Source organism: Nonomuraea coxensis DSM 45129 (assembly GCF_019397265.1).
Classification (GTDB): Bacteria; Actinomycetota; Actinomycetes; order Streptosporangiales; family Streptosporangiaceae; genus Nonomuraea; species Nonomuraea coxensis.
Genome location: NZ_CP068985.1, coordinates 6,048,793 through 6,070,403, shown reverse-complemented (window position 1 = coordinate 6,070,403; position 21,611 = coordinate 6,048,793). Strand labels below are relative to the sequence as shown.

The following is a 21,611-nucleotide window of genomic DNA, read 5'->3' as shown; positions in this document are numbered from 1 at the left end:
GTACGTGAATCTTCCCGACCCCCCGCTCGGCGCCCGCCGCCCGTGGGCCGCGCACATCTGGTGGATCGCCCTGGCCGCCGGCGCCGCCGGCTTCGCCTTCGTCTGGCTGGCCACCCCGCACACCCGCGACATCGAGGCCGCCTGGCAACTGGCCGCCAAACTGCTCGCCTTCGCCTGCCTGTGCTGCGCGATCGCGTTCTTCCCGTGGGTGTCGCCGCGGCTGCACTGGCTGCTGTACGCCCCGTTCGTCGTCCTGACCGGCTACCTCGTCCCGCGCATCAGCTGGTTCTACTACGGCGACGGCGCCCGCGCCCACGGCGACAGCTTCTACACCCACCTCTACCTGCTGCTCTATCCGGGCATCGTGCTCTCCGTCGCCGCCGCCTACCGCATTGGCGGCGGCTCGCCTGGACGCTGCCTGAAGATCATGGCGACCGGCGTGCTGATCGTCTTCTCGGGCTTCCTCGACGTCATGTGGCAGGTGGTCAACCCGGTCGCGATCCCCGACACCATCGACGCCCCGCACATCAACCTCTTCACCGGCGGGCCGATCTCGTTCGGCGCGGCGATCTGGTTCACGCTCGCCCACGTCCCGGTCATCGCCGGGATCAACCTGCTGCCCCTCGACCGCTGGATCGAGCGCCTGACCGGCGCCGCCCCGGGGAGGTGACCGATGCCCGTCGAGATCTCCGTCGCGGCCCCCGCCTACAACGAGGCGGACAACATCGCGGCCGCCGTCACCGAATGGCGCGACTACCTGGAGCGCCATCCTGAGATCGGCGCGTGGGAGATCGTCGTCTGCGACGACGGCAGCTTCGACGGCACCGGCCGGATCCTGCGCGAGCTCCAGGCCGGCTGCCCGCGGCTCACCGTCGTCACCTTGGACCGCAACCGGGGCGCCGGCGCGGCCATCGCCGCCGCCATCGCGGCCACCCGCCTGGAATGGGTGGCGCTGCTCGACTCCGACGGCCAGTTCCCGATCGCCAACCTCGACGCCTTCGTCCGTCGCATCCAGGCCGGCGGCGTGCTCGCGCTGTCCGGGGCGCGGATCAGGAAGGCCGACCGCCTGCCGTACCGGTGGGGGTCGGCCGCCAGCGGCGCGGTCAGCAACCTGCTGCACCGCACCCGCTACCGCGACTTCAACTCCATCTTCAAGGTCGTGCACGGGCCGCTGTTCCGCGCGCTGCCGCTGGAGTCGGCGGGCATGAACTGCTCCACCGAGATCACCGCCCGCGTCGCCGAGCTCGGCCACACCTGGACGGAGCTGCCCATCGAGCACCGCGAGCGGGGCGGCGGCAGCCGCGGCTGGCGCTTCTGGCGCGGCGCGCGCGACCGGGCGCTGTTCGTCGGCTACCTCGGGCTGCGGCACTGGCTGCTGCGCCGCGGCGTGCTGCGCCCGCCGGAGTCACGGGAGCACTCCGGCGCGCCGGCGGCCCACGGCGCGCCCCTGCGGGAGGCCCGATGAGGGTGGCGCTGTTCAGCGGCGGCCGGGGCGCGGCCGGCATCGCGCGGGCCCTGCTGCGCACGCCGGGCCTCGACCTCGCCCTGCTCGTCAACGGCTACGACAACGGCCTGTCCACCGGCGCGCTGCGCCGCTACCTGCCCGGCATGCTCGGCCCGTCCGACTTCCGCAAGAACCTCCTGCTGCACCTCGGCCGCGACGACCCGCGCCGGGCGCTGCTCGAACACCGCCTGCCGCCCGGCAGCACCCTCGCCGACCTCGACCGGATCGCCGAGAGCCTGGCCGCCTCCGGGACGGTGGGCGAGCCCGTCGTGCGCGACCTGCGGACCTTCGCCGCGCGGCTCGCCGCCGGCCCTGGCGCGCTCGACCTGGCGGACTGCGCGCTCGGCAACCTCGTGTTCGCCGGGGCGTACCTGCGGCTGGGCGGGGACTTCAACGCCGCCGTACGGTCCTGCGCCCGCGCGTTCGCCTCCCCGGCGCGGCTGCTGAACGTCACCGACGGCGCGAACGCCTACCTCGTCGCCCTCAAGCAGGACGGGCGGGTGCTGGCCGACGAGGCCGACATCGTCGGGCCGCAGGACGCCGCCGCGATCACCGGGCTGTTCCTGCTGCCCGCGCCGCTCACCGGGCCCGAGCTGGCCGGGCTCGCCGGGCTGCCCGCCGAGCGGGTGCGCGAGCTGCTGGCCGGCCGCGCCGTCCCGGCCGCGCCGAACCCGGAGGCGCTGCGGGCGCTCGCCGACAGCGACCTCGTCGTCTACGGTCCCGGGACGCCGCACTCCTCCCTGCTGCCCAGCTACCTCACCCAGGGGGTGGCCGAGGCCATCGCCGGGGGCCGGTCCACGGCGCGGGTGTTCGTGGTCAACGTCGGGAGCGACCACGACGTCCAGGGGCTGAGCGCGACCGACCTTGTGGACCGGGCGCTGGCGTACCTGGGCGACCCGGGCAACGAGCGCCGGCTGATCACCCACGTCCTCAGCCATGACGGCCCCGCGAGCGGACCGGCCGTGCCGCGCGCCGTCGCCGAGCGGGGGACGTGGGCCGGCGCCCGCTGGATCGCCGCCGACCTGGAGGACCCGTGCCGCCCCGGCGCCCACCACGGCCCCCGCACCGTGGCGGCGCTGCGCGCGCTGCTCGGCGAGACGCCCCTGGCGCGAGCCGGATGAGCGCCGCCCGGCAGCGGTCACGGGCGCCGTGGCGGGTGTGGCTGTGCGATCTCGACGGGACGCTCCTCGACTCCTTCCCCGCGCACGAGGCCGCCTTCCGCCAGGCGATCGCCGAGCTGGCCCCGTCCAGGCTGGCGGGGTTCCGGTACGCCGACCACGCCGGGGCGAGCACCGCCGCCGTCGCCGCCCGCCTGACCGAGGACCCCGGCGTGGCCGACCGGCTGGCCCGGCGCAAGCAGGAGCTCTACCGCGAGCACGTGCGGGCCGGCCGGGTCCGGCCCTTCCCCGGCGCGCGCCTCCTGCTCGACCGGCTCGCCTCCGGGGGGCGGACGGCGTACCTGGTGACCGGAGGCAGCCGCGCGTCCGTCGCGCGGGCGCTCGCCGCCGCCGGGCTGGCCGGCGCCTTCCGCGACGTGCTGACCGCCGACGACGTCCCGGTCAGCAAACCCGACCCCGCCGTCTACCGCCTGGCCTGCCGCCGCTGGGACGTGGACCCGGCGGAGACGGTCGCGCTGGAGGACTCCGCGCACGGGGTGACCGCGGCGCTCGGCGCGGGCCTCGCGACGCTGCACGTCCACACCGCCGCGCCGCTGCCCGGCGCGATCGGGGCGGCCGGCCTGCACGACGTGGTGTCCCTGGTAGGAGAAGAGGTGTACGGCAGTGAGTGAGCGCGGGGTGTGCGCCGTCGTCCCGGCGGCGGGACGAGGGACCCGGCTGGGCTCCGGCGTCCCGAAGATCATGATCGAGATCGCGGACGGTGTGACGCTCTGGCACCTGCTGCGCCGGCGGCTGCGGCCGGCCGCCCGGCACGTCCACGTCGTCGTCTCCCCCGAAGGGGAGGGCCCGTTCCTGGCGCTGGCCGCGGCGGACGTCGAGGACGGCGGCGTGTCGGTGAGCGTCCAGGAGCGGCCCACCGGCATGGGGGACGCGATCTTCGGGGCGGCGGCCCGCCACTGGGCGGCGTACGACACGATCCTCGTGGTCTGGGGCGACCAGGCGAACCTGTCGGCGGCGACCGTGCGCGCGGTGCTCGCCGCGCACCCCGGCAAGGGCGTCACGCTGCCGCTGGTCGCGATGGCCGACCCGTACGTGGAGTACGAGCTGGCCGGCGGCGGGCTCGTCCGCGTCCGTCAGTCCAGGGAGGGCGAGGAGTGCCGGCCCGGCGGGCTCAGCGACGTGGGCGTGTTCTGCCTGGCCACCGACGGGCTGGCGGACGCCTGGGCCAGGTACGCGGCCGGGGCCGGCCGGGGCGCGGCCACCGGAGAGGTCAACTTCCTGCCGTTCCTGGCGTACCTGTCCCGCGTGGAGGGCCGGCCGGTGACCGTCGTGCCGGTCGCCGACCCGGCCGAGGCGCGCGGCGTGAACACGGCCGAGGACCTGGAGTTCGCCCGCCGGACGTACCTGCGGTGCCCGGACTGAGCGCCCCGGAGCGCCGGAGCACGCGCGCCGCGGACCGGGTGCGGGACTGGCTGGCCGCCCACCGGTGGGCGGCAGGGCCGACCCTCGTCAGCACGCTGGCCAGCGGGATCGCCGCCGCCACCACGCTGGTCATCGCGCGCGGAGCGGGGGCGGCGGCGTTCGGCCAGTTCACGGTGGTGCTGTCGATCGCGCTCATCGTCACCGTCGGCATGCTCACCAGCCTCCACTACGTCATGCTGCAGGAGCTGCCGCGCGCCGCGCCCGAGCAGCGGCCGGCGCTGCTGACGACGGCGCTGCTCGCCACCCTGGCCGTGAGCGCGGCGCTGGCCGGGCTCGCCCTGCTGGCCGCGCCGCTGCTCACCGCCGCGCTCAACGTGGACACCGGGACGCTGGCCGCCGGGCTGGCGCTGGCCGCGTCGATGACGGTCAACCAGCTCGCGGAGAGCTTCCTGCGGGGGTTGAAGCGCTTCGCGTTCGTGGCGTGGCTGAAGCTGGCCGTCGCGCTCAGCTACCTGGGGGCCGCCTGCTACTGCCTGCTGGTGCTGGGCGTGCGGGAGGCGGAGCCGTACCTGGCGGCGCTCGTCGTCACGAACGCGGCGTTCGCCGTGGTGGCGGTCGCGGCGGCCAGGCCGCGGCTCGGGGCCTGGTCGGCGCGGCTCGCCGGGAGGCTGTACCGGCACGGCGGCTGGGTGACGGCGATCGCCGCGCTGAGCGGCGTGCTGTTCGGGGTGGACGTGATCTTCCTCAACCACTGGGCGACGGCGGCCGACGTGGGCGTCTACTCCGTCTACAACGGCTTCCCCAAGCGGCTCATGGGCGTGGTGTTCACCGACGGGGTCGGGCTGGCGCTGCTGCCGCTCATGGCCACCACCGACAAACCCCTGCTGATGCGGCGGATCGCCCGGCTGGCGCCCGCCGTGGCCGCCGTGACGGCCGTCTTCTCCTTCGCCGCGAGCCTGGTGTTCTTCCTGGTGATGCGCGGCGCCTATCCGTACGCGCCGGAGCTGATGGCGCTGTCCGCGCTCGGCATCGGCCTGCACACCGCCTTCAACCTGTACTCGGTGGCGCTGTCCATGGACGGGGTGCGCGGCGCGAAGGTGCTGGCCGGCTGCCTGCTGGTGAGCGCGCCGCCCGCGCTCGCCGTCCTCGCCGTCTGCGTGCGCGGGCAGGGGCTCACCGGCGGGCTGGCAGGCTTCGCGCTGGTCAACCTGGTCCTGCTGGCGGTCGTGGGAACGGCCGCCGCCCGGAGATACCGCTCGTGAGGGACGTCATGAGGATCGCCTGCATCGTCAACCAGTTCCCGCCCAACGTGACGGCGGGGCTCGGCCGGTACGTCGAGCTGATCACTCCGTACCTGGCCCGCGACCACGACCTGACCGTCCACACGCCGAACGACGGCACCCTGCCCGTGGACGAGCGGGCCGGCGGGGTCGCCGTGCACCGCCCGCGGGTGCGCCTGCTCGGCCGCGGCAGGCGGCTCAACCGCACCAGGCGGGCGGAGTTCCTGCTGCTCGCGCTGCGCGTGGTGGCCAGCAACTGGCGCTACGTGCGGCGGCTGCGCCGCGGCCCGCGGCCGGACCTGGTCGCCGTGCACGACTCCACGAACTTCCTGGCCGGCCTGCTCTGCCACTACCTGCTGCGGCTGCCGGTCGTCTTCCACGTCCACACCACCGAGTACGGCGTCGCGCCGCAGCGCAGCATCACCGACCCGTTCAACCTGTTCGCCGCTCTGGAGCGGTGGCTGGCGCGGGTCTCGCGGCGCGTGGTGGTCGCCACGCCCGAGGTGCGCGAGCAGCTGCTCGCCGCCGGGTGGCGGCGCACGCCGATCGACGTGGTGCCGCTCGGCGGGACGTACGAGCCGGCGCTGGCCGACCCCGCCTTCGACCGGGCGGCGCTGCGGGAGGAGGCGGCGGAGCTGCGCCGGACGCTGGGGCTCGCCGAGCGGGACCGGGTGCTGCTGTTCGTCGGCAGGATCGAACGGCAGAAGGGCGTCTACCAGCTCCTGGAGGCGATGCGCGCGGTCGCGGAGGCGGTGCCGGGGGTGCGGCTGGTGATCGCCGGCGAGGGCGACGAGGCCGGCGTGCGGCGCATCGCGGCGGCGACCGGGCTGCGCGGGAAGGTGGTGTGCTCCGGGCGGTTCGTCCCCGCGCGGGAGCTGATGGCGTACTACGAGCTGGCCGAGGTGTGCGTGTTCCCGTCGCTGTTCGAGCCGTTCGGGCTGGTGGCGACCGAGGCGATGGCGCTCGGGCGGGCCGCGGTGCTCGGCGACGGCTTCTCGCGGATCTTCCTCGGGCCGGACCCGGCGCGGCCCGCCGTCCGGTTCGTCCGGGCGAGCGAGCCCGCCGACATCGCCCGCGGCGTCGTCGAGGTCATGTCGGACGCGGCGCTGCGGCGGACGCTGGCCCGGCGCGGGGAGCGGTTCGTCAGGGAGGAGCTGAGCTGGGAACGCGCCGCCGCCGAGACGGTCGCCGTCTACCGCGCCTCGCTCAAGCCCTGACGCCCGGGCCGATCGCCCTCAGCCTCGGGCCGGGCGGAGCACGCGCAGGGAGCCCACCGCGAGCCCGGCCACGAGCACCACGTGCACGGCCAGGTGCACGGCCATGAAGTAGGCGGTGAACGCCGTGCCCCGCTCCCGGCGTACGAACCGCAGCAACCCCGGATCCGCCACCACGAACCACCCCACGAGCGCCGCCGGCACGGCCAGCAGCGCCGGGGACAGCAGCGCCAGCGGCAGGCAGGCCAGGGCGAGCGCGCAGGCGAGGATCCCGGCCCTGCTGTTGGCGTTCTCCGGCTTGGCCGCGCCGCGCCTGGCGGTGGCCAGCGCCAGCGGGATCAGCGGCAGCGCCCGCCGCCACTGCTCGCCGAGGACCGGCAGCAGCCGGTGCCCCTCGTCGTGCCGGCCCACCACGGCGTCCGACAGCACGATCCTGGTGACGACCGCGAGGCGGCTGCTGTACTCGACGTCCTCGCAGTCGCGCAGGCCCTCGTCCAGCGCGCCCGCCGCCTCCAGGACCTCGCGCCGCACCGCGGCCAGCGCGAACACCACGCTGTTGACCTCGCCCACGTGCCGGCTCCGCCAGTGCACCTGGTGCAGCAGGCGGTACCACTCGACGGGGCCGTCGTCGATGAGCGGCTGCGTGTCGTACACGCCGTGCACGCAGCCCACGCCCGGATCCTCCTCCAGGATCGCCAGGGCACTGGCCACGGCGTCGGGGCGCAGCGCCACGTCGCTGTCCAGGAAGAAGATCACCTCGCCTGAGGTGGCCGCGACGCCGGCGTTCCTGGCCGCGGACACGCCGCGGTTGTCCGGCAGGCGTACCACCCGGCAGCCCAGCTCCTCGGCCAGGGCGGCGGAGCCGTCCGAGCTGGCGTCGTCCACCACCACGATCTCGTCGGGGACGCGGGTCTGCGCCAGCACCGACTCCAGGCACAGGCGCAGGGTCCTGGCGGCGTTGTAGCACGGCACGATCAGGGAAACTCTCGTCACGGGGGACCCCTCGGCAACGGCTCGTCCTGACGGCCGGCTGCGACTTCCCCCGGCCACCCCTCCATGATCCCCCATCACACGCGTCCAGTTGAAATTAGAGCAATTCTCCAGAAAAATGCTCTGCCATGACCTCTCTCGCGGTGGTGACCGGTGGCAACCGCGGCATCGGGCACGCGGTGTGCGCCCGGCTGGCGGCCGACGGATACAAGGTGCTCCTGGTCGCCCGCGATCCCGAACGGGGCCGGCGGGCCGCCGCGGCGCTCGCGGGCGACGTCACGTACGTGCCCGGCGACCTCACCACCCTGGCGTCCGTCCGCCGGCTGGCCGAGGACCTGCGGGACCGGTGCCCGCGCGTCGAGGTGTTCGTGCACAACGCCGGGCTCTGGCCCAGTCGCCGCGTCCTGACCGGCGACGGGCTGGAGGAGTCGTTCGCGGTCAACCACCTGGCGCCGTTCCTGCTCAACCACCTGCTGGAGGACCGGCTCGGACGGGTGGTACAGGTCAGCGCCGGCATCTACGTCAAGGGCCGGGCGGAGCCCGGCCGCACCGCCGTCGGCGCCGGCTTCTCCTCCCTCCGCACCTACGCGGACACCAAGCTGTGCAACCTGCTGACCGTGCCGCTGTTCGCCGAGCGCTGGCGCGAGCGCGGGATCACAATCGACGCCGTGCACCCAGGCGTGATCCGCACCGGGCTGGGCGACCGCGGTGGCGTGCTCGGCCGGCTGCTCAAGGTCGCCAAGCGCAGGTGGGCCACGCCCGAGGAGGGCGCCGCCCCCGTCGCCGCCCTCGCCCGCGGCACCGGAACCGGACGGTACTTCGACCAGGACAGGGAGGTCCCGCTGGAGGGGCCGGCCCGCGACCGCGACCTCGCCCGGCGCATCTGGGACGAGGCCGAGGAACTGACGGCGGCCCGATGACCCCGCACAGGCGCGGCGCCGAGACGATCACGAAGCTCCTCGACACCGCCCTGGAGATCCACCCCGGCGACTTCACCCTGCGGGCCGTGACCGAGCGCAGCGGGGTCAGCATGGGCAGCCTCTACCACCACTTCGGCAGCCTGGAAGGGCTGGCCGCCGCGCTGTACAGCCGGTGCATGGCCGAACTGCTCGACGCGCTGATCGCCGCCGTGGAGAGCGCGGCGGACGCCCGTGACGGCGTGTGCCGGGCGGTCAGGGCCTACCTCGGCTTCACCGGTGACCATCCGGACAAGGCGCGCTTCATCCACGCGGGGCCGTACGCGGTCGACCTCGGGCCGCACGCCGAGCGCATCGCGGCCGGCAAGGCGGAGCGGCTGGCGCGGCTGAACGACTGGATCGGCCGCCACATGGCGGCGGGCACGGTCGCGCCGCTGCCGCCGGCGCAGGTGGAGATGCTGCTCATCGGGCCGGTCGCCGAGGTGACCAGGCGGTGGCTGGCCGGCGCACCGGGCATCGACCTGGCCGAGGCGGCGCGCGTCCTCCCCGACCGCGTCTGGCGCTCCCTGAGCCCCTGACGCGCGTCGGCTGCCTGATCGCGTCCGGCGTCGCTCGAGCCCCTGACGCGCGTCGGCTGTCTGATCGCGTCCGGCGTTCCCCGAGCCCCTGACCCCGTCCGGTGTTCAGCGGCGGGGGTCGATGTGGATCTTCGGGCCGGGGCCGGCGCCCGGGGGACGGCGGCCGGCCAGGACGTCCACGGTCCCGGCCAGTCCCACCGTGGCGGCCACCAGGGGACGGGCGTCCACGTCGCCGGCCGCGTACGCGGAGATCGCTCCGGCCAACCCCGCCGAGCCGCCCAGGACGCCGACCGCCGTGACGTCCCTGAGCACCAGGCTCCGGCTGTCGAGCATGGACGGGGCGGCGGCCAGGCCGATGAAGACCACCCGCCCCGCGGGTTCGACCAGGTCGAGCGCGAGCGCGGGCAGCTCGGCGGCGTTGGCCGCGTCCACGACGGCGTGCCAGGCCAGGCCGGGCAGCGTCGAGCGGGTCCACACGCCGGCGAAGCCGAGGGCGCGGGCCAGGTCCAGCTCGCCGGGATCGCGGCCGAGCAGGTGCGCCTCGATGCCCCTGGCCCGCGCGAACAGCGCCGTCAGCAGGCCGATCGTGCCCGTCCCGAAGATCAGCAGCCGCCCGCCAGGCTCCAGGCCGGTGGCGCGGACGGCGCGCAGCGCGTTGCCTCCCGGCTCCACCAGCGCGCCCAGCGTCTCGTCCACGTCCTCGGGCAGCGCGTGCAGCGCCCGCGCCGGCACGGCCACCTGCTCGGCCAGCGCGCCGGCCCGGCCGCGGCTGATCCCGATCTCCGCCAGGTCGGCGCAGACGTGGTGCCGGCCCGCCCGGCAGCGGGCGCACCGGCCGCAGCCGAGCATCGTGTCGCCGGTGACCCGGCGGCCCAGCCAGGCACGCTCGACCCCCGCCCCGACCGCGCTCACCCGCCCGCACCACTCGTGGCCCGGCCGTAACGGGTGCCGGGCGCGGCCGGTGGCGAAGTAGCTCATGGCGCCGGTGAACAGCTCCACGTCGGTGCCGCACACCCCGGCGCGCTCCACGTCCACCACCACCTCGCCGGGTGCCGCCTCCGGCGGTTCGACGTCCTGGACCTCGGCCTGGCCGGGGGCGGTGAAGATCAGTGCGCGCACGCCCCGAACGCTAGACCATCGCCTCCGGGGACCCGAGCTCCGCGATGTCCCGCGCGCTCAGTTCCAGCTCGCCGGCGGCGACGTTCTCCTCCAGGTGGCCGAGTGAGCCTGTGCCGGGGATGGGCAGGATGTTCGGCGATCGGGCCAGCAGCCAGGCCAGGGCCACCTGCGGCGCCGGCACGCCGTGGCGGGCGGCGACGGCGTCCAGCCGCTCGGCCGTGATCGGCTGGAAGCCGCCCACGGGAAAGAACGGGACATAGGCGATGCCCGCCTCCGCGCAGGCGTCGACGAGGGCGTCGTCGTCGCGCCGGGCCAGGTTGTACAGGTTCTGGACACAGGCGATCGGCGCGATCTCGCGGGCCTCGGCGAACTCGGCCGCCGTGACGTTGGAGACGCCCAGATGGCGGATCAGGCCCTCCTCGCGCAGCGCGAGCAGGGTCTCCAGAGGCGCGGTCAACGGCGTGCCGGCCCGGTCGAGGTCGCCCATCCGCAGATTCACCACGTCCAGGCGGTCCACTCCCAGCGACCGCAGGTTCGCCTCGACGGCACGCCGCAGGTTGCCCGGGGTGAGGCCGGTGTTCTCCGCCGCGGGCCGAGCGAGATCGGAGCCCTCCACCAGCGCGCCCACCTTGGTGACGATCACCAGGTCGTCCGGGTAGGGGTGCAATGCCTCCCTGATCAGCTCGTTGGCCGACACCCCGTCCCGCTCGTAGTAGTACGAGGTGTCGATGTGGTTCACGCCGAGTTCCACGGCCCGGCGCAGGACGGCCAGGGCCGTGTCCCTGCTGGGCCGCTCGCCCCTCGGCCAGCCGGTCAGCTTCATCGCGCCGTACCCGATCCTCGCGACGCTCAGATCGCCGCCCAGCGCCCATCGCTCTCTCTTCATGATCATCAGCCTAGCGCCCAGGCCGGTTCCGGCCCGGGCTCCGGAGGGGGCGAGCACCCGCGCCGGTCAGGGGCGGACGGCGCCGGCGAGGCGGTTGCGCCAGTAGTCGTTGAGGTCGACCACCTTGACGACGTCGCCGGTCTGCGGGGCGTGCACCATCTTCCCGTCGCCCGCGTACATGCCCATGTGGCCGAGCCCCTTGCTGAACAGCAGGTCACCGGGCTGTAGGGCGGTCAGGGGGACGCGGCGCGAGGCGCCCCAGCTCCACTGCGTGTACGTCGTACGCGGCAGCTCGACGCCGGCCGACCGCCACGCCGCCTGGGTGAGGCCCGAGCAGTCGTAGGAGCCCGGCCCCGTGCCGCCGTACCGGTAGGGCTTGCCGACCTGGGCGAAGGCGAACCGGAGCGCCGCGCGGGCGCTGCCGGAGGCCGGACCCGTGTACGGGATGCCGGGACTCGCCGGGTTCCCGGTGCGGAAGGCGCCCAGCCGGCGCAGCAGCCGGGTCTGCTCGGCGACCATCCTGTCCACCTTGTCCCGCCGGCCGCGTACTTTCTCGCGGGCCTCCTCCGCCTCCGCCAGGACGGCCCTGGCCTGGGCGTGCCGCCGGCGCAGGTCGGCGCCCGCGGCCTCGTACGCGCGCAGCTTCGCGGCCCGCGCCCGCGCGATCTCGTCGAGCGAGGCCACGCCGCCGAGCAGCGCCTCCGGGCTGCCCTGCCCCACCAGCCTGGCCCAGCCGTCGACGGAGCCGATCTGGTAGTCGCTGACCACGGCCGCCATGAGGTCGCGGCGCAGGGCGGCGGCAGCGGCGTCCTTGCGGCCGATCTCGGCGTCGAGGGCCGCGTACCTCGCGCGGGACTCGCGGTAGGTCTCGTTCACCTGGTTGTACTGCTCGACGAGCTGGTCCGCCCGCTCGTTGAGCTTCACCAGCTTCGCCCTGGCCTGGGCGGGGGTCGGCTCGGCGAGCGCGGCGCCGGGGTGGACGGCCGTCGCGGCGACGGCCAGCGCCGCCGCGAGCGCCGCCACGCGCGCGAGCCTTGTCGGCACTCCCACTCAGCCTCCTCGTGGTGTCCCTCTCCGGTGGGCGGCCCCTAGGGAGGTACGCCCGTGGCGGCGGGCGCGTTCAACGAGGAGGTCAGTGATGGTAGCGGTGGACGACCGCGTGGCCCTTGCCGCGCCCGATCAGCCACTTGTTCACCGGCGTGGTCAGCACGAAGGCGGTCACCAGCGAGCCCGCCAGCGCCGCCCAGAACAGGACGCTGCCCAGGCCCGCGTCCATCGCGCCCGGCACGAGCAGCATGACCGCGTTGTCCAGGACCTCCATCACCGCGATGGAGACGGTGTCGGCGGCCAGCGCGACCTTCAACGCGGTACGGAAGTCCACGCCGGCCCGCAGCACGCCGCGCATGGTGAGCGCGTAGCCGAAGAGGAAGGCGAGCGCCACGGACAGCACGACGGTGGCCAGGTCGGGCAGGCCGCGCCAGGTGCCGATGACCATGCCGAGCACCTCGCCGATGGCGCAGCCGGTCAGGCAGTGCAGGGTGGCCTGCGCCGCCATGGCCCAGGTGGCGGCGGCGGGCGGTTCGGCGGCAGGGGGGTGGTGATCGCTGTGTTCCATGAGGCTCCTCGGGGGTGGCTTCAGGAAGCATACGGGGAGGGGGTATCCACGTCTCACGCGGGGGGCGTCCGGGCCGCCACCACGGCCCGGACGTGTGGTGCGGCAGGCCCATCGTCTCCCAATGCCGCGGCACGTGCGTGGCCGGCCCGAACCGCCCCGCCAGGGCGCCGATGCCGATCGTGGCGTTCGCCTCCACAAGGGCCGTTATTCGCGGATCACTGGATAAGTGGATCAGTGTTCGTTCACGCCGGCGGCGGGCGCCGGGCGGCGGCCGTGAGGCGGGTCAGCGCCCGGTGCAGGTCCTGCAGCTCGTCGAGCCCCATGCCGAGCCGGGAGACGATGGCGGGAGGGATCTTCTCCGCCTCCGCCCGCAGCCCCCTGCCCTCGGGCGTGAGGGTGACCGACAGGGCGCGCTCGTCCTTGCTGTTGCGCTCGCGGCGTACGTAACCGAGGGCTTCCAGCCGCTTCAGCAGCGGCGACATGGTTCCGGGGTCGAGCTGGAGCAGCTCGCCGAGCTCCTTCACCGACAGCGGCTCGTGCTGCCAGAGCGCGAGCATCGCGAGATACTGCGGATGGGTGAGACCCATCGGCTGCAGCAGCGGCCGGTAGAGGCCGATCACGCTGCGCGAGGCGATGCTGAGGGCGAAGCACACCTGCCGCTCCAGCGCCAGCGGGTCCGTGATGTCTGTCACATCGGTCGCCTCTGTCGCGGACTCCATGAGGGGGCCTCCGGTGGCCTCTGGTAGATTCTTTGTGTACCAACTATTAGCGTCCCAAACGTGAGTACGCAAACCAACCGCCGGGAAGGACCGCCGTGTTTCACCGCAAGCCGCTGGAGGAGCGCATCGCCGAGCGCCAGGCCAAGCTGCCTCCGCTGAAGGAGGGCAAGCACTTCGAGCACGGCCCGGCGAAGTTCGTGTTCGTCGCGCTCATCGTCTCCGTGGTGCTCATGCACTTCGTCGGCCTGGCGGTCGTCATGCACTTCTACTCGTAACGACCCCTCCGGCGTTCTTTCCCCCGGCCTGGATCGGTATCACCGGGGCCCGTCGCGCCCTCTGCAGGGGACATGGGGCTCCTTCTCCCGGGAGACCCGCGACAGCTCGGGGACTACTGGCTGGTCAGACATCTCGGAGCGGGCGGGCAGGGGGTTGTCTACGAGGGGTACGACCGCACCGGGAGGCGGGTCGCGATCAAGGCGCTCCGGGAGGAGTACCTCGACCAGGGCGACATGCGCTCCCGCTTCGCCAAGGAGGTCATGGCGGCGCGGCGGGCGGAGTCGTTCTGCACGGCGCGCGTCCTGGAGGCCGACCTGGACGCGCTGCCGCCGTACATCGTCAGCGAGTACGTCGACGGCCCCCACCTGCGGCGGGCGGTCGAGGCCGGCGGGCCGCTCGACGACGACTCGCTGCACCGGCTGGCGGTCGGCATGGCCACCGCGCTCGCCTGCATCCACCGGGCCGGCATTGTGCACCGCGACCTCAAACCGGACAACGTGCTGCTCGGGCCCGACGGGCCGCGCCTGATCGACTTCGGCATCGCCCACGCCGTAGGCATGACGCTCACGAACGAGGGCCGCGCCGCCGCCGGGACGCCCGCGTACATGGCCCCGGAACGGCTCGCCGGCCAGCGCGGCGGAACCGGCGTGGACGTGTGGGCGTGGGGAGCGGTGCTGCTGTACGCGGCCAGCGGGCGCTCGCCGTTCGCCGGCGACAGCGGCAACGACGTGCCCCTGGTGCGCTACGGCTCCTCGCACGCGACCAAGGACTACCCGTGAGCCACGGGCGCGGCGGGCGAAACCAGGTGGACGGTCCGCCGGGCCGCTCACTAGGGTGTGATCATGTCGTCCGGCCCTGAGGCGTCAAGACTCTAGCCACCGGTCATCCGGTGGCGTCCCGCAGCCATGTCGTCGCGCCCGCGTCCGCGTCCCGCCGTCCGGGCCGTCGTACGGCCGTCGTGGGCTGCGCCTTTCACCGCCACCGGATCGCCGTCGTACGGACCGGAACCCCGAGCCGAGCTGCCGGGGTCGTTCTTCGACGTGGCTGTGGAGTTGCAACTCATGCCTTTGGCCCTTTATGTCCTCGCGCTGGCCGTCTTCGCGCAGGGGACCTCAGAATTCATGCTGTCCGGCCTTCTCCCGGACCTCGCCCGCGACCTCGGCGTCTCCGTCTCCGCCGCGGGCGCGCTGACCTCGGCCTTCGCCGCCGGAATGATCGTCGGGGCGCCGCTGATGGCGATCGCGGGCATGCGGTGGCCGCGCCGGTGGGCGCTGACGGCGTTCCTGGCCGTGTTCGTGCTCGCGCACGTCGCCGGCGCGGTCACCGCCGACTTCGGCGTGCTGCTGGTGACGCGGGTCCTCGCCGCGGTCGCCAACGCGGGGTTCCTCGCGGTGGGGCTGGCGGCGGCCGTCGCCATGGTGCCGCAGGACGCCAAGGGGCGGGCCACGTCGGTCCTGCTCGGCGGGGTCACGCTGGCGTGTGTCGCGGGGGTGCCGGGAGGGGCGGTGCTCGGGCAGGCGTTCGGCTGGCGCGCGACCTTCTGGGCGGTGGCCGTCGCCTGCCTCCCGGCGCTGTACGCCGTCCTCCGCGGGGTCCCCTCGGCCCAGGAGGAGGATGTGGCGGATGGCGCGGCGGCGGGTGGCGTCCTGGCGGAGGCGCGGGTGCTGGGGGAGAAGCGAGTGGTCGTGGTGCTGGTCCTGGCCGCGCTGGTGAACGCGGCCACCTTCTGCGCCTTCACCTACCTCGCCCCGCTGGTGACGGAGGTCGCCGGGCTGGCGGCGGGCTGGGTGCCGGCGGTGCTGGCGCTGTTCGGGCTCGGCTCGTTCGCGGGGGTGAGCGTCGCGGGCCGGCTGTCGGACACGAGGCCGGCGCCGCTGCTCGCCTGGGGCGGGATCGCGCTGCTCGCCGGGTGGGCGCTGCTCGCCGCCACGGCCGGCAGCCCGGTCGCCGCCGTCCTGCTCGCGCTCGTCCAGGGGGCGCTCGCGTTCGCCGTCGGCTCGGCCCTCATCGCGCGGGCGTTGTACGCGGCGTCCGGCGCGCCGTCGCTCGGCGGCTCGTTCGCCACGGCCGCGCTCAACGTGGGCGCCGCCGCGGGGCCCGCCCTGGGGGGCCTGGCCCTCGCCGCCGGCCTCGGCTACCGCTCGCCCGCGTGGGTGGGCGCCGTCCTGGTGGCGGCGGCCATGGTCATCGGCGTCCTGGCCCGGAAGACTCTCTTCGCCGGCATCGGCGACCAGTCATCCGATCTCCAGGCTAGGTAGATGACCCGGTGCGCCCTATCATCGCCCTCATGTGTCCTGCGGACGCCTCCGACACACCCGATGACTTGACCCTCTGGTACGACGAGCCCGCCACCGACTGGGAGACCCAGGCCCTGCCCATCGGCAACGGTCCCCTGGGCGCGATGGTGTTCGGCGGCGTGGACCGCGAGCGGATCCAGTTCAACGAGAAGACGCTCTGGACCGGCGGCCCCGGCTCCCCCGGCTACGACTCAGGCAACTGGAGGAGCCCGCGTCCGGGCGCGATCGCCGAGGTCCGGCGGCGGATCGACCGCGACGGCAGGATGCCCCCGGACGCGGTCGCCGCCGAGCTGGGCCAGGCCAGGTCCGGCTACGGGGCGTACCAGACGTTCGGCGACCTGTTCCTCGACTTCCCCGGCGCGCCCGCCGCCCCGGAGGGCTACCGCCGCGAGCTGAGCCTGCGCGAGGCCGTCGCCCGCGTCGGCTACCGCGCGGGCGGCGTCCGGCACTCGCGCGAGTACTTCGCCGGCAACCCCGGCGGCGTCATCGCCGGCCGTCTGACCGCCGACCGGCCCGGCCAGGTCTCCTTCACGCTCTCCCACACCTCGCCGCGCGACGACAAGACGGTCACGGCGGCCGGCGGCAGGCTCACCGTCCGTGGCCGGCTGCGTGACAACGGGCTGGTCTTCGAGGCGCAGGTGCAGGTGGTCGCGCGGGGCGGCACCCGTACGGACGCGGGGGACCGGATCATCGTCACCGGCGCCGACAGCGCCGTGCTCGTGCTGTCGGCGGGCACCGACTACGCCGACACCTACCCGGCCTACCGCGGCGAGGACCCGCACGCCAGGGTCACCGCCGCCGTGGACGCCGCCGCCGCCACGCCGTACGACGAGCTCAGGCGGGCGCACGTCGCCGACCACCGCGAGCTGTTCGACCGGGTGGCGCTCGACCTCGGCGGCGTCGTCCCGCCCGTCCCCACCGACCGGCTGCGCGGGAGCTACACCGGCGGCCCCTCGGCCGCCGACCGCGCCCTGGAGGCGCTGTTCTTCGCCTACGGCCGCTACCTGCTCATCGCCTCCTCCCGGGAGAACGACCTGCTCCCGGCCAACCTCCAGGGCGTGTGGAACGCCTCCACCGCCCCGCCCTGGTCGGCCGACTACCACGTCAACATCAACCTGCAGATGAACTACTGGCTCGCCGAGCGGACCAACCTGCACGAGAGCGCGAAGCCGTACGTCCGGTACGTCGCGGCCCTGGCCGAGCCGGGCCGCAGGACCGCCAGGGACATGTACGGCGCCCGCGGCTGGGTCGTCAACAACGAGACCACCCCGTTCGGCTTCACCGGCGTGCACGACTGGCCGACCGCCTTCTGGTTCCCCGAGGCCGCCGCCTGGATCACCCAGCACCTGTACGACACCTACCGCTTCACCGGCGACGAGGCGTACCTGCGGGAGACCGCGTACCCGGTGATCAAGGGCGCGGCGGAGTTCTGGCTGGACTTCCTGCACACCGATCCGCGCGACGGCACCCTCGTCGTCAGCCCCAGCTACTCGCCCGAGCACGGCGACTTCTCGGCGGGCGCGGCGATGTCGCAGCAGATCGTCGGGGAGGTCCTGGCCAACGCCCTGGCCGCGGCCAGGACGCTCGGCGTCGACGCCGGTTTCCAGGCCGAGGCGGGCGCGGTGCTGGCCAGGCTGGACCCGGGACTGCGCGTCGGCTCCTGGGGCCAGCTCCAGGAGTGGAAGAGCGACTGGGACGCGAGGGACGACACCCACCGGCACGTCTCCCACCTGTACGCCCTGCACCCGGGCGACCGGATCCGGCCCGGCACGCCCGAGGCGGAGGCGGCCGAGGTGTCGCTGGCCGCGCGCGGCGACGGCGGCACCGGCTGGTCCAAAGCCTGGAAGATCAACTTCTGGGCGCGGCTGCTGGACGGCGACCACGCCCACAGGATGCTCGCCGAGCAGCTCAGGGGCAGCACGCTGGACAACCTGTGGGACACCCACCCGCCGTTCCAGATCGACGGCAACTTCGGCGCGACCTCCGGCATCGCGGAGATGCTGGTGCAGAGCCGGGACGGCGTGGTGCACGTGCTGCCCGCGCTGCCGCGGGCGTGGCGGGACGGCTCCGTGCGCGGGCTGCGCGCCCACGGCGACGTCACCGTGGACGCCACCTGGCGGGACGGCGTCCCCGGCACCGTCACCGTCCGCACGGGGAGGACCGGCCCGGTCAGGGTCCGCTCCTCCTTCGTCGCCGGCGGCTGCCGCGTCCACGACGAGCAGGGCCGCGAGGCCGGCGCGCGCCGCGACGGCGACACGCTGACCTGGACCGCCCGCGCCGGCGCGGCCTACACGATCAGGAACGAGCCCGCCGCGTCACCGGCGTGACCCGTCACAAGCCGTCCAGGAACGCCCCGACGATCTCGTTGTAGACGCCGGGGCGTTCCATGTTGGGGTAGTGCGCCGCGCCCTCGACGGTGGCCTCGCGGCCGTCGGGGACCTCGGCGGCCAGGCGCGCGGCCATGGCGAGGTGGTCGGGGGAGTCGAGCGCGCCGTGCACGGCCAGCACCGGGACGCCGATCTTGGGGACGCGCTCCCAGGTGTCGCGGACCTGGACGAGGTGCGCCGGCTCGCCCGCGGCGTGCTTGGCCATGGTGGTCCTGGCCATGGCGCGCAGCCGGGCCGTGACCCGCGGATCGACGTCGGCCTCGGCGCGGTGCGGGCCCGCGGCGAAGGCCATGAACCCGTCGATCGAGCCCTCCAGGTCGCCGCCCGCCATCGCCGCGTGCCAGGAGGACATGGCCTGGACGGTCCAGGGGTCGGTGAAGTACGGCTCGGAGGTGCCGGCCCCGGTGACGACCACGGCCCTGACCAGGTCGGGATGCTCCAGCGCGGTGTCCACGGCGACGCTCGCGCCCATCGAGACGCCGGCCAGGACGGCGGGGCCGGCGTCCAGGTGGCGCAGCAGGCCGGCGAGGTCGTCGGCGAGCCGGTACGGACCCGTGGCGTTGGCCGAGCGGCCGTGGCCGCGGGCGTCGGGCGCGATCACGCGGTGCCGCGCGGCGAAGTGCGGGATCTGGCCGGCCCACATGCCGTGGTCGAGGAAGCCGCCGTGCAGCAGGACGAGAGGCGGGCCGGAGCCTCCGGTGTCGAGCCAGAAGAGGTCGTTCATGACAACCAAGGTGTCACTTTCTCGGCAGAATGACAACTCAGGTGTCATGATGGAGGGGTGAACGGAACAGATCCCGCACGGCCCACCGACCGGCTGACCGAGGTGTTCGACCTGGTCGGGCCGCTGTACCGGCGGGCCCAGCGCAAGGTCGAGCAGGACGCCCCCATCGAGGGCCTGTCGGTCGGCGTACGCGCCGTGCTCCACCTGCTGCGCGAGCACGGGCCCATGACCGTGCCGGGGATGGGGCGGGAGCAGGCGCTGAGCCGGCAGTTCGTGCAGCGCATGGCCAACGACGCGGCGGCGCGCGGCCTGGTCGTGTTCGCCCCCAACCCGGCCCACCGGAAGTCCTCCCTCGTCCGGCTCACCGAGGAGGGCCGCGCCGCCATCGACGCCGTCCTCGCCCGCGAGCGGGAGGTGCTCGGCCGCGTCGGCGGCGACCTGTCCGACGCCGACATCGCCGCCTGCCTGCGCGTGCTCTCCCGCCTGCTCCGCCTCCTCGACGAGGTGGACCCGGACGTGGACTGAGCGGGAGCGCGGGCCGCGGAGTTTCCTCCCGCGCTGCCGGGTAAGGGGAGATGCTCGCTGGGGATGACAGCCGAGCACCACAGCCGAGCACCACAAAGGGAGGCACACATATGAGCGCCGAGAACAAGATCTCGAACAAGGCCCAGGAGCTCAAGGGCCGCGCCAAGGAGAACCTGGGGGACGCCACCGGCGACGAGGAGCTGCGCGCCGAGGGCCGCGCCGACCAGACCGAGGGCGGCCTCAAGCAGGCGGGCGAGAAGGTCAAGGACGCGGGCAAGAAGGTCAAGGACGCGTTCAAGAAGTGACGCCCGTCGGGGCGGGCCCGCGGTGACGGGCCCGCCCCGACCGCTGTCACGGCCTGGGGACGATCGGCAGGGTGAGGAAGGAGTCCGGGAACACCCGCTGGTGCTGCACCACCAGGTCGGACTCCGCGGCCTCGGCGGCGGGCCGCCCGGTGCCCGGGTTGCGGTCGAAGCGCGGGAAGTTCGAGCTGGAGATCTCCACCCGGATCCGGTGCCCGGCCTTGAAGACCTGGCTGGTCGCCACCAGGTCGATCACGTACGTCCCCGACGAGGAGGAGGTGCGCGTGATGCCGTCGACGACGCTCATCGCCCGCCCGTCCGGATGCACGTCCACCAGCTTGGCCGTCCAGTCGGTGCCGGCCCCCGAGGTGGCGGCGCGCAGGGTCACCGTGACCGGCCCGGTCACCTCGACGTCGGCCGTCAGCTCCTCCGTGGTGTAGCAGAGCACGTCGGGCCGGCGTTCCACGTCCCGCTGGTCCTGGGGGCCGACGTTGGTGGGGTCGGGCAGCAGCAGGGGCCCGCCGGTCGTCGGCACCGGGTCGCGCGGGTCGAAGGCGAACGTGCGCGGCTCGCCCGACGCGGGAGGCGCGGGCGACAGCAGGCCGTCGGCGTGCAGGTGGTAGCGGGTCTCCACGGCGCGGGCCAGTGGCCATGACTCCTCCTCCCGCCACACGTCGTCGCCCATCACGAAGAGGTGCACCGCCGGGCCGGTGTCCTCGCCCTTGAGGAAGGCGAGCTGCCGCTGTTCGAGCCGGATGGTCGCGGCCTGCGCCCCGAACCCGAAGTCCAGCCGCCCGGCCCCCGACGCGCCGGGCGACAGGTGCGTCCACGGCCCGATGACCAGCGGCCCGCCGAGGCGGCGGTGGTTCTCCAGCGTCCCGGCCAGGAACAGGTCGAACCAGCCCGCCACGTGCATCACCGGCACCTCGATCCGGTCGTGCCGCAGGGTCTCGGCCAGTTCCTCCCAGTAGGCGTCCCGCTCCGGATGCCCGGTCCAGTCCCGCCACCACGGGATGCCCGGGACGTCGCGCAGCGGCAGCGTCCGCGCCGCCGCCGCCTGGTCGCGCAGCACCGGCAGCAGCGCGGCGAACCCGGGGCCGGCGTCCTCTCCCGCCTCCATCGCGTGCAGCAGCCCGAGCATCGCCTGCAGCGCCCCCCAGTTCAGGGCCGAGCCGAGCGCGAACGCGCCGCCGTGGTACTTCAGCCCGTCGTGGAAGTCGTGCGGCGTCATCTGCGCGACGACCGCCTTCAGCCCCGGCGGCCGGGTGGCGGCGGCCTGGAGCGCGCAGCCCGCCAGGTACGACATCCCGCTCATCACCACCTCGCCGTTCGACCACGGCCGGCTGGTGATCCAGGCGACGGTGTCGTGGCCGTCCGCGCCCTCGTCCCGCCACGGCCGGAACTCGCCGTCGCTGGCGCCGCGCCCCCGGCAGTGCTGCAGCACCACCGCGAAGCCCGCCTGGAGTGCCGGGATCACCGGCACCGACCGGAACGTCGGCTCCCCGTACGGCGTGCGCACCAGCAACGCCGGGAACGGCCCGCCCTCGGCGGGACGGTGGACGGAGCCGCGCAGGATGGTCCCGTCGCGCATCGGCATGGGCGTGTCGTGCTCGACGACGACGGGCAGCGGGTGGCGGTCGAGCTTCGGCATGGCGGCTCCCAGGACGAGGACGGCGGCAACGCTATGGGCAAACAATAAGGTCGAGCCGTCCTAGGCTTCTGGCGCTGCGCGATCGGC

At 74.5% G+C, this 21,611-nt stretch carries 23 protein-coding genes; 15 read left to right on the top strand and 8 right to left on the bottom strand.

The genetic code is table 11. From position 1 onward, the window contains the following. The first annotated feature begins 4 nt into the window (after window positions 1-4). Genes Nocox_RS28470 through Nocox_RS28440 form a run of 7 tightly spaced genes read left to right on the top strand, consistent with a single transcriptional unit; the run spans window position 5 to window position 6,541 of the window. On the top strand, window positions 5-670 hold the full coding sequence (locus tag Nocox_RS28470; protein WP_020547310.1) for a hypothetical protein: 666 nt from the start codon (window positions 5-7) through the stop codon (window positions 668-670). Between the two features lie 3 nt (window positions 671-673). Beyond that, window positions 674-1,465, top strand: coding sequence for a glycosyltransferase family 2 protein (locus Nocox_RS28465; RefSeq protein ID WP_020547309.1), 792 nt, complete (start codon window positions 674-676; stop codon window positions 1,463-1,465). Next, window positions 1,462-2,625 carry a 2-phospho-L-lactate transferase CofD family protein gene (locus Nocox_RS28460; RefSeq protein ID WP_020547308.1) on the top strand — a complete coding sequence of 388 codons (1,164 nt, stop codon included), beginning with the start codon at window positions 1,462-1,464 and terminating at the stop codon, window positions 2,623-2,625. The genes Nocox_RS28465 and Nocox_RS28460 overlap by 4 nt, the downstream gene beginning before the upstream one ends. Beyond that, entirely contained in the window at window positions 2,622-3,293 is a 672-nt protein-coding gene (locus Nocox_RS28455; RefSeq protein WP_157383468.1) for an HAD family hydrolase, read from the top strand. Before Nocox_RS28460 ends, Nocox_RS28455 begins: the two co-directional genes overlap by 4 nt. After that, a complete protein-coding gene (locus tag Nocox_RS28450) occupies window positions 3,286-4,044 on the top strand; it encodes an NTP transferase domain-containing protein (RefSeq protein WP_246649575.1) in 759 nt (252 codons plus the stop codon). The genes Nocox_RS28455 and Nocox_RS28450 overlap by 8 nt, the downstream gene beginning before the upstream one ends. Next, window positions 4,032-5,306 (top strand): oligosaccharide flippase family protein, encoded by a 1,275-nt coding sequence (locus tag Nocox_RS28445; protein ID WP_020547305.1) that lies wholly within the window; start codon window positions 4,032-4,034, stop codon window positions 5,304-5,306. The genes Nocox_RS28450 and Nocox_RS28445 overlap by 13 nt, the downstream gene beginning before the upstream one ends. Before the next feature lie 8 nt (window positions 5,307-5,314). Further along, window positions 5,315-6,541, top strand: a complete 1,227-nt coding sequence (locus Nocox_RS28440; protein WP_020547304.1) for a glycosyltransferase family 4 protein — start codon at window positions 5,315-5,317, stop codon at window positions 6,539-6,541. An 18-nt stretch (window positions 6,542-6,559) separates the two neighbouring features. Here Nocox_RS28440 and Nocox_RS28435 read toward each other — a convergent pair whose 3' ends face one another. After that, on the bottom strand, window positions 6,560-7,531 hold the full coding sequence (locus Nocox_RS28435; protein ID WP_211212837.1) for a glycosyltransferase family 2 protein: 972 nt from the start codon (window positions 7,529-7,531) through the stop codon (window positions 6,560-6,562). A gap of 125 nt (window positions 7,532-7,656) precedes the next feature. On the opposite strand from Nocox_RS28435, the gene Nocox_RS28430 reads away from it, so the two are divergent. Together Nocox_RS28430 and Nocox_RS28425 are read left to right on the top strand one after the other, a co-directional pair. Continuing rightward, window positions 7,657-8,448 carry an SDR family NAD(P)-dependent oxidoreductase gene (locus Nocox_RS28430; protein ID WP_020547302.1) on the top strand — a complete coding sequence of 264 codons (792 nt, stop codon included), beginning with the start codon at window positions 7,657-7,659 and terminating at the stop codon, window positions 8,446-8,448. Then, complete coding sequence (locus tag Nocox_RS28425) at window positions 8,445-9,023, top strand: TetR/AcrR family transcriptional regulator (protein WP_020547301.1); 579 nt, start codon at window positions 8,445-8,447, stop codon at window positions 9,021-9,023. Before Nocox_RS28430 ends, Nocox_RS28425 begins: the two co-directional genes overlap by 4 nt. Before the next feature lie 105 nt (window positions 9,024-9,128). Here the strand turns inward: Nocox_RS28425 and Nocox_RS28420 are convergent, their stop codons facing one another. The 5 genes from Nocox_RS28420 to Nocox_RS28400 form a co-directional block, all read right to left on the bottom strand. Next, the gene (locus Nocox_RS28420; RefSeq protein WP_020547300.1) at window positions 9,129-10,142 is read right to left on the bottom strand and encodes a zinc-dependent alcohol dehydrogenase; all 1,014 of its coding nucleotides are present in this window, start codon (window positions 10,140-10,142) and stop codon (window positions 9,129-9,131) included. Window positions 10,143-10,152: 10 nt separating this feature from the next. Then, a complete protein-coding gene (locus tag Nocox_RS28415; RefSeq protein ID WP_157383467.1) occupies window positions 10,153-11,028 on the bottom strand; it encodes an oxidoreductase in 876 nt (291 codons plus the stop codon). 66 nt (window positions 11,029-11,094) lie between these two features. Continuing rightward, window positions 11,095-12,078, bottom strand: coding sequence for a C40 family peptidase (locus Nocox_RS28410; RefSeq protein WP_157383466.1), 984 nt, complete (start codon window positions 12,076-12,078; stop codon window positions 11,095-11,097). 82 nt (window positions 12,079-12,160) lie between these two features. Further along, window positions 12,161-12,643 (bottom strand): DUF4396 domain-containing protein, encoded by a 483-nt coding sequence (locus Nocox_RS28405; RefSeq protein WP_020547297.1) that lies wholly within the window; start codon window positions 12,641-12,643, stop codon window positions 12,161-12,163. A gap of 242 nt (window positions 12,644-12,885) precedes the next feature. Next, window positions 12,886-13,335: a MarR family winged helix-turn-helix transcriptional regulator gene (locus tag Nocox_RS28400; protein WP_020547296.1), complete on the bottom strand. Its 450-nt coding sequence runs from the start codon at window positions 13,333-13,335 to the stop codon at window positions 12,886-12,888. A gap of 122 nt (window positions 13,336-13,457) precedes the next feature. Between Nocox_RS28400 and Nocox_RS28395 the strand changes: the two genes are divergently transcribed. The 4 genes from Nocox_RS28395 to Nocox_RS28380 all read left to right on the top strand — a co-directional run bounded on the left by Nocox_RS28395 (window position 13,458) and on the right by Nocox_RS28380 (window position 18,262). Beyond that, window positions 13,458-13,637: a hypothetical protein gene (locus Nocox_RS28395; RefSeq protein WP_020547295.1), complete on the top strand. Its 180-nt coding sequence runs from the start codon at window positions 13,458-13,460 to the stop codon at window positions 13,635-13,637. Window positions 13,638-13,709: 72 nt separating this feature from the next. Continuing rightward, window positions 13,710-14,417 (top strand): serine/threonine-protein kinase, encoded by a 708-nt coding sequence (locus Nocox_RS28390; protein ID WP_020547294.1) that lies wholly within the window; start codon window positions 13,710-13,712, stop codon window positions 14,415-14,417. A 282-nt stretch (window positions 14,418-14,699) separates the two neighbouring features. Further along, window positions 14,700-15,896, top strand: coding sequence for a Cmx/CmrA family chloramphenicol efflux MFS transporter (locus Nocox_RS28385; RefSeq protein ID WP_033411243.1), 1,197 nt, complete (start codon window positions 14,700-14,702; stop codon window positions 15,894-15,896). Between the two features lie 65 nt (window positions 15,897-15,961). Continuing rightward, window positions 15,962-18,262 (top strand): glycoside hydrolase family 95 protein, encoded by a 2,301-nt coding sequence (locus Nocox_RS28380; RefSeq protein WP_020547292.1) that lies wholly within the window; start codon window positions 15,962-15,964, stop codon window positions 18,260-18,262. A 4-nt stretch (window positions 18,263-18,266) separates the two neighbouring features. Here Nocox_RS28380 and Nocox_RS28375 read toward each other — a convergent pair whose 3' ends face one another. Beyond that, window positions 18,267-19,046, bottom strand: coding sequence for an alpha/beta fold hydrolase (locus tag Nocox_RS28375; protein WP_020547291.1), 780 nt, complete (start codon window positions 19,044-19,046; stop codon window positions 18,267-18,269). 57 nt (window positions 19,047-19,103) lie between these two features. Here Nocox_RS28375 and Nocox_RS28370 point away from each other — a divergent pair, with 57 nt between their 5' ends. Next, the gene (locus tag Nocox_RS28370) at window positions 19,104-19,571 is read left to right on the top strand and encodes a MarR family winged helix-turn-helix transcriptional regulator (protein WP_020547290.1); all 468 of its coding nucleotides are present in this window, start codon (window positions 19,104-19,106) and stop codon (window positions 19,569-19,571) included. A gap of 110 nt (window positions 19,572-19,681) precedes the next feature. Continuing rightward, a complete protein-coding gene (locus Nocox_RS28365) occupies window positions 19,682-19,876 on the top strand; it encodes a CsbD family protein (RefSeq protein ID WP_020547289.1) in 195 nt (64 codons plus the stop codon). A 46-nt stretch (window positions 19,877-19,922) separates the two neighbouring features. Here Nocox_RS28365 and Nocox_RS28360 read toward each other — a convergent pair whose 3' ends face one another. Continuing rightward, a complete protein-coding gene (locus Nocox_RS28360) occupies window positions 19,923-21,524 on the bottom strand; it encodes a CocE/NonD family hydrolase (RefSeq protein ID WP_020547288.1) in 1,602 nt (533 codons plus the stop codon). Between the last annotated feature and the right edge of the window lie 87 nt (window positions 21,525-21,611).